The sequence below is a fragment of the Natrinema sp. LJW11 genome (genome assembly GCF_056135975.1).
This window is the reverse complement of record NZ_JBWBDM010000003.1, coordinates 528,010-537,260: the sequence shown is the minus strand read 5'-3', so window position 1 is coordinate 537,260 and position 9,251 is coordinate 528,010. Positions and strand designations below refer to the sequence as shown.

The window sequence follows — 9,251 nt, the reverse complement described above, 5'->3', positions numbered from 1 at the left end:
CCGAGACAGTTCGCAGCACAGTTATGTGTCGCCTTCTCTCACGACTACCTATGCGAGTCGCAGTCGCCGGGACGTTCGGGCCGCTCCACGACGGGCATCGAACCCTGTTCGAGCACGCACTGCGCTTCGGCGAGGACGGCGTCGTCGTCGCGCTGACCAGCGACGACCTCGCGGTCGAGACGCGCCACGAGCCCCGGTCGGTCCCGTCGCTCGAGCAGCGAACCCGGACCGTGACCGACGCGATCGCCGAGATCGACGGGTGGGACCGCGACGTCGAAATCCGAACGCTCGAGACCGAGTACGGGATCGCGACCGACGAGCCGTCGATCGACGCGCTGGTGGTCTCCCCCGAGACGGCCCCCGAACTCGAGGCGATCAACGGATTGCGGCGCGAGCGCGGGTACGAGTCGCTGACGGGAATCGTCGCGCCGTACGTCTACGCCGCCGACGGCGAGCGGATTTCCTCGACCCGAATCGTCGCGGGGGAGATCGACGAGCACGGACGCGTGCTCGAGTAGGAGCGACGACGGCCCCAAAAGCCGCTACACGAACGCCAGCGGCACCATTACGAGAATCCCGACGACGATACCGCCCGCCAGCTCCGGCTTGCCGCCCCGCGGCAGTCGGTCCCCGATGTCGAGCGCTTCGGGGACGAACTCGGTGAGCACGAGGTAGATCATCGCGCCGGCGGCGAAGCCGAAGCCGTAGGGCAGGAACTCGCGGGCGTAGCGGACGAACCCGAACGCGATGACGGCCCCGATCGGCTGTGGCAGACTCGAGAAGACGGCCCACCAGACTAATTTCCAGTTCGCGACGTCCATCGAGCGCAGCGGGATCGAGATCGCGGTCCCCTCGGGAACGTTGTGAATCGAGATCGCGACCGTCATGAAGATAGCCAGTACCGGGATCGTAAAGCCGAGGAACTGGGTCCCGCCCTCGAGGCCGAGATCGGCGAAGGAGACGCCGATGGCTACGCCCTCGGGAAAGCTGTGGACGGTCAGGATCCCGAGAATGAGGACGAGCTTCTTGAAATCGGCTTCCTCGTACTGCTGGGGGTCGATCTCGGTGTCCATCAGCACGTCGTGGGCGACGACGACGAGCGCGACCCCGGCCGCCATCCCGATCGCGATCTCGAGGGGCGTCCCTTCGGCCAGTCCCTCCTCGACGAGACCGAACAGCGACGCCGAGACCATGATTCCCGACGAGAGTCCCCAGAGGACCACGTTTCGCCGATCGCTGATCCCCTCGAAGAAGAAAAACGGGAGCGCGCCGAGGCCGGTCGCCAGCGCCGTGATCAGCCCGGCGACGAATACGAGCACGAGATTCTCGAGGAGCGCCATCTGTCGGACGATCGGAACGGACGCATAAACCGACGGCGAAGGCGGCGTCTCTGGCCGTTTCGTCAGGGCGAACCCCGTCGTATGCGGGTGGCCGATGCTGACGTTCAGTAATCCGCTCGAGAGGCGACGCCGCGATTACTGGCTCCCGAATGAGGGCAGGGAGCCGAGATCCAGCTGCTGTTTCGCAAAGCGGGCGAGCAACGGCGCGTCCTCGAGTTCGATCAGGTTCGCGATGGCGCGGACGTTCCCCTTGTTCGCCTCGGCCAGCGTATCGTCGCCGAGGCGCTGGAGGTCCCGCATGAGCCTGTCGTAGCGATCGTTCGACGCGAGATAGAGGAGCTGGGTCATCAGCAGCCGACTCTTCGCGTTGGGGGCGACGTCGCGGTGCCAGAGGGTGTCGTAGACCTCGAGGTTCTCGGCGGTCGGCTCGACGCTGGCGTGTTTGAGGATGCTATCGGCGGTGGCGGCGGCTGCGCGACCGGACTGCATGCACTTGTTGATCCCCTCGCCCCAGAGCGGGTCGAGGCTCGGCACGGTGTCGCCGATGGCCATGAACCGATCGGTGTGGAGTTTCTCTGGCGCCTGAATGTGCGCCGAGCCGCGGTGTTGTTTGCCCTCGATCGGTTCGGCGTCCCGGAACCGGGGGTCCGTCTCGAGCCAGTGAGAGAGGTAGTCGTCGATGGTGAAATCGTCGCGACTGTACCGCTCGTGGCTGCCGTTCTGGATGTAACAGAGACCGACCTTGGCGGTGTCCTCGCCCGTGTGGAAGATCCAGGAGTAGCCGCCGGGTGCGATCTCGTGGTCGAGTCGCAACATCATCGCGCCGCGCAGGTCCGCGAAGCCGGGGCGATCGATGTCGATCCCTTCGAACTCGTACTCGATGCCGATGGCGTGGTTCTCCCGCTTGAGATCGACGACGCCGAGCTTCTTCGCGAGGGGTGCGCTCGGCCCCGTCGCGTCGATCGTGATATCGCCGTAGACCTCCTCGTCGCCGTTGTAGGTGACGCCGACGATCTCGCCGTTCTCCGTGATCGGCGCGGTGACGCGGGCGTCGAATCGGTACTCGGCCCCGCGGTCGCGGCTGTCTTTTACCAGATAGCGTTTGAAATCCGCGAACTCGAGCACCGCGCCGGTCTGATCGCGGACGTAGTGTTCGGTCGGCGACTCGAGGACGACGCTGTCGGTGTACTGCATGACCACGTCGTCGGGGATGCCGAACGACGCCATCATGGAGTGGAATGTTCCCGCAGTGGACTTGTTGCTCTGTCGCGGGAACTCCTCTTCGGCCTCGGTCTCGAGGACGACGACGTCGTACCCTCTGGCGGCGAGGTCGCGGGCACACTGTGCGCCGGCGGGACCGGCACCGGCGATGACTACGTCGTAGCGGTCGTTCATGTAATCCAGACTGTAGTGGACCTTAATTAGTTTGTCCAGTTACGACGGCTAGTACGGACTCGAAGCCCTTGAGCGCTAACCCGACAGAGACGACCGGACGCGAGGAATCGACGGAACGAATTTACGCGTTCGTCGTATCGTCGTGCTCATAGTTACCATAGCGACCGACGAGTTTCCGGACGGGGTACCGAGCGAACGGCTGACGGCCATGCCAATACGGGTGGCGAAACGACGATCGACGGCCACGAGCTGGCTATCAACTGCAGCGGCCGAATCCGTTCAGTGACGGTCAGTGAACAGCATACCCTTTATGCGACGGCTGCCTACCACGACGCATGAGCGATGGAGCGACAGCGGGGGACGCCGCGTCGGCGTTCGCCGATCGGGCAGAGGCGGCCCACGGCGAGTCGATCCGTCACCTCGTCGCGTTCGGGGCCGCCGTCCGAGGCGACGACCGCGGCGTCCACACCGAGACCGAGATCCTGTTGGTCCTCGAGGAGGACGACGAAGCGATCGAACGGGAACTCGAGGCGCTCGCCGAGACGGTCGGGATCGAGCACGGCGTCGTCTTCTCGGTGCACGTGCTTCCGGCGGATCGGTTCGAAGCGAAACGGGATCACCCGTTCGTCCGGACGGCGCTCGAAGAAGGGACCGCGTATGTGTAGTGTGGGGCTCTCGGACGGCCTCGAAGGAGCGTCGAACCGGTTGATGAGCACCGACGGGACGGTGAGCGCCGGCGGGAGGGCTGCGTAAGCATGCTGGTTACCCTGCTGGGAACCGGCGATACGACCGGGACGCCGACCGTCGGCTGCGACTGCGACACCTGTCTGGCCGCTCGAGAGCGCGACGTCGAGCGGACGCGGTTCTCGGTCCACGTTGAAAACGAGCGCACGGGAGAGTCACTGTTAATCGACTGCAGCCCCGACTTTCGCTATCAGTTCCTTCGCGACGGCGTCCCGTTACCCGACGCCGCCGTCATCACCCACATTCACTTCGACCACCTCGACGGGCTCGGCAACGTCTTTCGCGTCCTCGACTCGCTCGAGGTCTACGCTGCCGACGAGACCGATCCCGAGACGGGCAAGAGCGTCGCCGAAACGGTCCGGGACGACTACCACTATCTCGAGCCCGTCACCGTCGTTCCGACGACGCCCCTCGAGACGGTCCGCATCTGCGGGCTCGACGTGACGCTGGTTCCCGTCGAACACCCGCCGCTGGTCTGTTACGGACTCGCTATCGAGGATCCGGAGACCGGCGCGAAGCTGTCGATCACGGGCGATACGAGCTACGACGTTCCCGAGGAATCACGCGCGGTACTGGCCGACGCCGACCTCCTGCTCGCCGACGGAATCGTCCCCGCGAGCCTCTGTGAGTACCACCCCCTCGGCGGTCGCCACGAGGACGGCGAGGGCACCCCTCGGACGTTCGGCACGAAACACATGACACGAGAGGGAGCGCTCGCGATGGCCGAGCAACTGAACGCCGACCGGACGCGGCTGGTTCACCTCGCGCACTTCTACCCCGCCGAGGAGGCGTTCGAAGAGCCGCTAGCGATCGACGGCGAGCAGTACGAACTCTAGGGAGTTCGGGCAGGGAGCGCCGTCGTCAGTCGAACTCGCCGAGCCCGGACTGCTGCCGCCGCTTGCCGCCCGGATCGGCCGTCCACGCGGTTCGACGGTCGCGTTCCGCCTCGAGGTGAACGTCCGGCGCTGCGGCCGCGTTGTGGCCCGAACACGACGGTCCGCACTCCGACGCGGCGTCGACCACCCGGTCTTTCCACTCGCAGTAGGGGAGCGTCGCGCCGCTGGCGTCGTCCGACCGACAGGCCGCACAGGGTGGAAACCCGTACGTTCGCCACCCCTTGCCGTAGGCGCGTTCGGCGATCCGGCGGCGCGCTCGAGCCTTCGCCGCGGGGGAGACGACCTCGATCTCCGTTCGGCCGGGGCGGAACGCGAGCGGTTCGATCCCCGGTTCGGCGACGGGCAGCGACGCTGGCTCGCGAATCACCTCGATCTCGAGTTCGGCGTCCGGATCGGACTCGTCGCGGTGGACCCGCCAGACGCCGATCTCCTCGGGAATTCGGTGCAGGTGCGCGCGCGTCACGTAGCTCTCGGTCGCGAGGATCGCCTCGTCGACCAGCGCGAGGCTCGCGTCCGTCCGCAGTTGCGCCTCGAGGTCGCCCGGCCGGCCGAGGTCGGGTTTGTTCTCGATGCCGACGATGCGGTCGTACCAGTTCGGGTAGCGTACAACCTGTCTGACGTAGTCGCGGCCGCTGGTGGCGCTCGCACCGTGATCGCGTTCGAAGAAGCCGATCTCGAGCGCTCGCTCGAGGGCGCTGCGGGCGCGCTCGGGATGGCAGTCGAAGGCGTCCTTCCAGTAGCGCGCCCGGCCGGTGCCGACGGCCGACTCGATGGCGGCGTCGGGGATCGACTCGCTCGCGATCGCGACGCGGTCGTCGAACTCGGGACCGGGTTCGACGCAGACCGCGTCGAGGATTCGTCCGCCGGGATCGGCGACGCTGCCGCCGAGCTGGCGGGCGACGATCCCTTCCCGGCGCGACTCGAGGTGAGCGCACAACTCGAGTTCGAACGCGAACTCTGACACGGTGGGAGGGAGGCACGGAATCGAAATAAGTCGTCGGGTCGACGCCGTGCCGGCGGCGATATGGGTGAGAGACTCTAGCCTTCGCCGTTGCCCGAATCCAAGGGATAGCTCGCAACCTTTATCAGTCGCACAGCGGAATCACTACCCAAGATTACTCATCGTCTTATGGTAGGAAATCGACAACCGGAGGTGAACATCGGGCTCGTCGGTCACGTAGATCACGGCAAAACGACGCTGGTGCAAGCGCTGAGCGGTTCGTGGACGGACCAGCACTCCGAGGAGATGAAACGCGGTATCTCCATCAGACTCGGCTACGCCGACGCGACCTTCCGCTACTGCGAGGGAGCGGACGAACCCGAATGCTACACCGTAGAAGAGGAGTGTCCGGACGGCTCGGAAAGCGAGCCGCTTCGGACCGTCTCGTTCGTCGACGCCCCGGGTCACGAGACCCTGATGGCGACGATGCTCTCGGGCGCGTCACTGATGGACGGCGCGGTGCTGGTCGTCAGCGCCAACGAACCCGTCCCCCAGCCCCAGACCGAAGAGCACCTGATGGCGCTGGACATCATCGGCATCGACAACATCGTCATCGCCCAGAACAAGGTCGACCTCGTCGACGCGGACACCGCTCGCAACAACTACGAACAGATCAAGGAGTTCGTCGAGGGCACGGTCGCGGAGGACGCTCCGATCGTCCCCGTCTCCGCGGGACAGGAGGTCAATCTCGACCTGCTGATTCAGGCCATCGAGGAGGAGATCCCCACTCCCGACCGGGATCCCGACGCCGACGCCCGGATGCACGTCGCCCGCAGTTTCGACATCAACAAACCCGGAACGACGGCGAAAGACCTCGCCGGCGGCGTCCTCGGCGGCAGTCTGGTCCGAGGCGAACTCGAGGTCGGCGACGAGATCGAGATCCGACCCGGCCGCGAAGTCGAGGAAGGCGGCCAGAGCGAGTACGTCCCGATCGAGACGAGCATTCGGTCGCTGCAGGCCGGCGGCGAAACCGTCGACACCGTCACGCCGGGCGGCCTGCTCGGCGTCGGAACCAAGCTCGACCCCTCGCTGACGAAGGGCGACGCGCTGGCGGGCCGGATGGCCGGCCCGCCGGGGACGCTCCCGCCGACGTGGAACGAGTTCACCATGGACGTCGACCTGCTCGAGCGCGTCGTCGGTGCCGAGAGCGGCGAGACGGTCGACGAGATCAGCACCGGCGAACCGCTGATGATGACCGTCGGCACGGCGACGACCGTCGGGGCCGTCACCAGCGCCCGAACCGGCGAGTGCGAGGTCAATCTCAAGCGACCCGTCGCCGCCGATCCGGGAACGAAAATCGCGATCAACCGCCGCATCGGCGCGCGCTGGCGGCTGATCGGGCTGGGAACGCTCACGGACTGAGGCGATGAGCACGCGGACGCGGGTCGCCCTCGACACGAGCGCGCTCATGATGCCGGTCGAACTCGACGTGCGGCTGTTCGAGGAACTCGAACGATTGCTCGATTCGTTCGAGCCGACGATTCCGCAGGCCGTCCTCGAGGAGCTTCGGCGGCTGTCCGAGAAGGGCGGCCAGGAGGGGACGGCAGCGACCGTCGGCCACGATCTGGCGACCGAGCGCTGTCTCGCCGTCGACACGGAGGCGTCGTACGCGGACGACGCCCTGGTCGAACTCGCTCGCGAGGGCACCGTCGACTACGTCGTCACGAACGACCGCCCGCTGCGCGACCGGGTGCTCGAGGCGAGCAGACCGGTAATTGCATTACGCGGGAGAAACAAGTTAGCGATCACTCAACCATAGATGTACAAACGGGTCAGGCTGAAGGACACGGTAGAAGTACCGCCGGAAGAACTCGGCGACGTTTCGCCGAATCGAGTCAAACGACTGCTCCAGGACAAACTCGAGGGGCGCATGGACGAGGAGGTGGGGAGCATCGTCTCCGTCACCAACGTCCACGATATCGGAGAGGGGACGGTGTTGCCGAATCGGCCGGGCGTCTACTACGAGGCCGAGTTCGACGCGGTGACGTTCGATCCGCAGATGCAGGAAGTCGTCGACGGCACCGTCGTCGAAGTCGTCGAGTTCGGTGCCTTCGTCGGCATCGGTCCCGTCGACGGCCTGTTGCACGTCTCCCAGATCAGTGACGAGTACCTCGCCTTCGACGGCGAGAACCAGCGACTCGCCTCGAACGAGTCCGCCCGCTCGCTCGGCGTCGACGACGCCGTTCGGGCCCGCATCGTCACCAAGAGCATCGACGAGCGCAACCCGCGCGACTCGAAGATCGGCCTCACGGCGAAACAGCCGGGGCTGGGCAAACACGGCTGGCTCGAGGAAGAACGCGAGAAACGCGAAGCGGCCGCAGGTGAATAACCATGGCATCCGACCGCCTCGTCTGTCGCGAGTGTCACCGGGTCAACGAACCGGACAACGAAACCTGTGACGCCTGCAACTCCTCGTCGCTGACCGAGGACTGGGCGGGCTACGTCATCATCGCCCACCCCGAGGAAAGCGAGATCGCGACGGAGATGCAGATCACCGAATCGGGCGCGTACGCCCTGAAGGTTCGCTGATTGGCGTGACCCGCGACGACGAACACGATCCGGAGTTCGCCGACGCCGACGAGCAGCTGCTGGTGTTACCTGACGACCTCCGCCGCGAGCTCAAGGAGCCGATGGGGCCGATCGAGACCGACGCGGAGCGACTCCTCGAGACCGTCGACGGCCCGCTGATCGCCGTCGGCGACGTCGTCACCTACCACTTCCTGCAGGCGGGTCGCCGTCCCGACGTCGCGCTCGTCGACGGCCGGACGAAACGCAGCGCCGTCGACGAGGAAATCCGGGAGGCGGTCACGTCCGGCGCGAGCATCGAAGTTCGGAATCCGCCGGCCAAACTCTCCGCGCCCGTCGTCCGAGCGCTTCGACGCGCGCTCGCGACGGACGAACCGACGACGATTCTGGTCGACGGCGAGGAGGATCTCGTCGCCCTGCCGGCGATCGCCGCCGCGCCCGAGGGCGCGAGCGTCGTCTACGGCCAGCCCGACGAGGGGATGGTCCACGTGACCGTCACCGACGACCACCGCGCGGAGATGCGCGACCTGCTCGAGCGCTTCGAGGGCGACACCGAGCGCTTCTGGGAACTGCTCGAATCGGATACTGACGCGTAAATCGTTGCAACAGACGGGAGCAACCGCGTAACGACGGACTCACGTCGACGATGCGACGGGCCGGGTTCGACGCCACCGTCGCAAACGACGTATCGATTCGGATCCGTTATCCGTCAGAATTATTCCCCGTCAGGCAATCGTTTTCTCGAGTTTCGAGTCCCCCGTCGTCGGGGTTCCGTACCGTATCGACCTCGAGGTCGTCGAGCGAGAGTTTGGTGATGAACTGGCGATCGGTGTGGATCGTCCCCTCCTCGATCGTGATACTGGACGCCGAGATTCGCATCTGGTCCTGGGTGCCTTCGGTGTCGTATTCGGTGACCTGGTCTTCGCCGAACGAGAGATCTCCCTCGAGGTGAGTGAACTTCTGGCTGAGTCCCTGGAACTCGACGTCATCGGATCGTATTGACACCCTGACCGTCTCACCGGTGACGGGCATCTCGACGTCTTTGAACAGGTGGAGTCCCTCGATCGTCCCGTTGTCGATCTGGGCGACGTTGACGGAGTACTCTCCGCACGTTTCGGTGCTCCCCATCGTCGACCGCTGTTCGAACCCCTCCCCGTGGAGTTCGTCGAACGTAATCGCGAACGTTCCGACGCCGGCGGTCGGAACCGCGGCGCCGACGCCGGCCGTAATCATGCCGGTCAAGACGCAGACCAGCACGACGTTCGTGACGAGAAAACTGACGAGAAATCGTTTGCGATCGATTGGCACGAGTGTCCCGTATTCCATCGAACGGGTAGTTATAAATTTGCA

Annotated in this window: 12 protein-coding genes; 8 read left to right on the top strand and 4 right to left on the bottom strand. The window is 65.6% G+C overall.

Going from position 1 to position 9,251, the window contains the following annotated elements; all coding sequences use genetic code 11:
* The first annotated feature begins 50 nt into the window (after positions 1-50).
* Positions 51-518, top strand: coding sequence for a phosphopantetheine adenylyltransferase (locus AC0QDI_RS11740; RefSeq protein WP_474668306.1), 468 nt, complete (start codon positions 51-53; stop codon positions 516-518).
* A 24-nt stretch (positions 519-542) separates the two neighbouring features.
* Here the strand turns inward: AC0QDI_RS11740 and AC0QDI_RS11735 are convergent, their stop codons facing one another.
* Together AC0QDI_RS11735 and AC0QDI_RS11730 are read right to left on the bottom strand one after the other, a co-directional pair.
* On the bottom strand, positions 543-1,340 hold the full coding sequence (locus AC0QDI_RS11735) for a ZIP family metal transporter (protein ID WP_474668304.1): 798 nt from the start codon (positions 1,338-1,340) through the stop codon (positions 543-545).
* A 135-nt stretch (positions 1,341-1,475) separates the two neighbouring features.
* The gene (locus AC0QDI_RS11730; RefSeq protein WP_474668302.1) at positions 1,476-2,735 is read right to left on the bottom strand and encodes a digeranylgeranylglycerophospholipid reductase; all 1,260 of its coding nucleotides are present in this window, start codon (positions 2,733-2,735) and stop codon (positions 1,476-1,478) included.
* Positions 2,736-3,070: 335 nt separating this feature from the next.
* Here AC0QDI_RS11730 and AC0QDI_RS11725 point away from each other — a divergent pair, with 335 nt between their 5' ends.
* Positions 3,071-3,400 (top strand): hypothetical protein, encoded by a 330-nt coding sequence (locus tag AC0QDI_RS11725; protein ID WP_474668300.1) that lies wholly within the window; start codon positions 3,071-3,073, stop codon positions 3,398-3,400.
* A gap of 90 nt (positions 3,401-3,490) precedes the next feature.
* The gene (locus tag AC0QDI_RS11720; protein ID WP_474668298.1) at positions 3,491-4,315 is read left to right on the top strand and encodes an MBL fold metallo-hydrolase; all 825 of its coding nucleotides are present in this window, start codon (positions 3,491-3,493) and stop codon (positions 4,313-4,315) included.
* 25 nt (positions 4,316-4,340) lie between these two features.
* Here AC0QDI_RS11720 and AC0QDI_RS11715 read toward each other — a convergent pair whose 3' ends face one another.
* Complete coding sequence (locus AC0QDI_RS11715; RefSeq protein ID WP_474668296.1) at positions 4,341-5,339, bottom strand: DUF5787 family protein; 999 nt, start codon at positions 5,337-5,339, stop codon at positions 4,341-4,343.
* 165 nt (positions 5,340-5,504) lie between these two features.
* Here AC0QDI_RS11715 and AC0QDI_RS11710 point away from each other — a divergent pair, with 165 nt between their 5' ends.
* From AC0QDI_RS11710 to AC0QDI_RS11690, 5 genes are read left to right on the top strand one after another with little or no spacing between them, the layout of a single operon-like run.
* Positions 5,505-6,737 carry a translation initiation factor IF-2 subunit gamma gene (locus AC0QDI_RS11710; protein ID WP_474668295.1) on the top strand — a complete coding sequence of 411 codons (1,233 nt, stop codon included), beginning with the start codon at positions 5,505-5,507 and terminating at the stop codon, positions 6,735-6,737.
* Between the two features lie 4 nt (positions 6,738-6,741).
* On the top strand, positions 6,742-7,134 hold the full coding sequence (locus AC0QDI_RS11705; protein ID WP_474668293.1) for a PIN domain-containing protein: 393 nt from the start codon (positions 6,742-6,744) through the stop codon (positions 7,132-7,134).
* On the top strand, positions 7,135-7,704 hold the full coding sequence (locus AC0QDI_RS11700) for a DNA-directed RNA polymerase (protein ID WP_474668291.1): 570 nt from the start codon (positions 7,135-7,137) through the stop codon (positions 7,702-7,704).
* Positions 7,705-7,706: 2 nt separating this feature from the next.
* Positions 7,707-7,904, top strand: coding sequence for a transcription elongation factor subunit Spt4 (gene spt4 / locus AC0QDI_RS11695; RefSeq protein ID WP_098725680.1), 198 nt, complete (start codon positions 7,707-7,709; stop codon positions 7,902-7,904).
* Between the two features lie 5 nt (positions 7,905-7,909).
* Positions 7,910-8,497 carry a GTP-dependent dephospho-CoA kinase family protein gene (locus AC0QDI_RS11690; protein WP_474668289.1) on the top strand — a complete coding sequence of 196 codons (588 nt, stop codon included), beginning with the start codon at positions 7,910-7,912 and terminating at the stop codon, positions 8,495-8,497.
* 106 nt (positions 8,498-8,603) lie between these two features.
* On the opposite strand, the gene AC0QDI_RS11685 is transcribed toward AC0QDI_RS11690, so the two are convergent.
* Complete coding sequence (locus tag AC0QDI_RS11685; RefSeq protein ID WP_474668287.1) at positions 8,604-9,209, bottom strand: DUF6230 family protein; 606 nt, start codon at positions 9,207-9,209, stop codon at positions 8,604-8,606.
* Positions 9,210-9,251 lie beyond the last annotated feature (42 nt).

Coding starts and splice junctions, on each gene's coding strand:
- AC0QDI_RS11730 (WP_474668302.1), bottom strand. CDS start 2,735: ATGAACGACCGCTACGACGTAGTCATCGCCGGTGCCGGTCCCGCCGGC.
- AC0QDI_RS11700 (WP_474668291.1), top strand. CDS start 7,135: ATGTACAAACGGGTCAGGCTGAAGGACACGGTAGAAGTACCGCCGGAA.
- AC0QDI_RS11705 (WP_474668293.1), top strand. CDS start 6,742: ATGAGCACGCGGACGCGGGTCGCCCTCGACACGAGCGCGCTCATGATG.
- AC0QDI_RS11735 (WP_474668304.1), bottom strand. CDS start 1,340: ATGGCGCTCCTCGAGAATCTCGTGCTCGTATTCGTCGCCGGGCTGATC.
- spt4 (WP_098725680.1), top strand. CDS start 7,707: ATGGCATCCGACCGCCTCGTCTGTCGCGAGTGTCACCGGGTCAACGAA.
- AC0QDI_RS11740 (WP_474668306.1), top strand. CDS start 51: ATGCGAGTCGCAGTCGCCGGGACGTTCGGGCCGCTCCACGACGGGCAT.
- AC0QDI_RS11720 (WP_474668298.1), top strand. CDS start 3,491: ATGCTGGTTACCCTGCTGGGAACCGGCGATACGACCGGGACGCCGACC.
- AC0QDI_RS11710 (WP_474668295.1), top strand. CDS start 5,505: ATGGTAGGAAATCGACAACCGGAGGTGAACATCGGGCTCGTCGGTCAC.
- AC0QDI_RS11725 (WP_474668300.1), top strand. CDS start 3,071: ATGAGCGATGGAGCGACAGCGGGGGACGCCGCGTCGGCGTTCGCCGAT.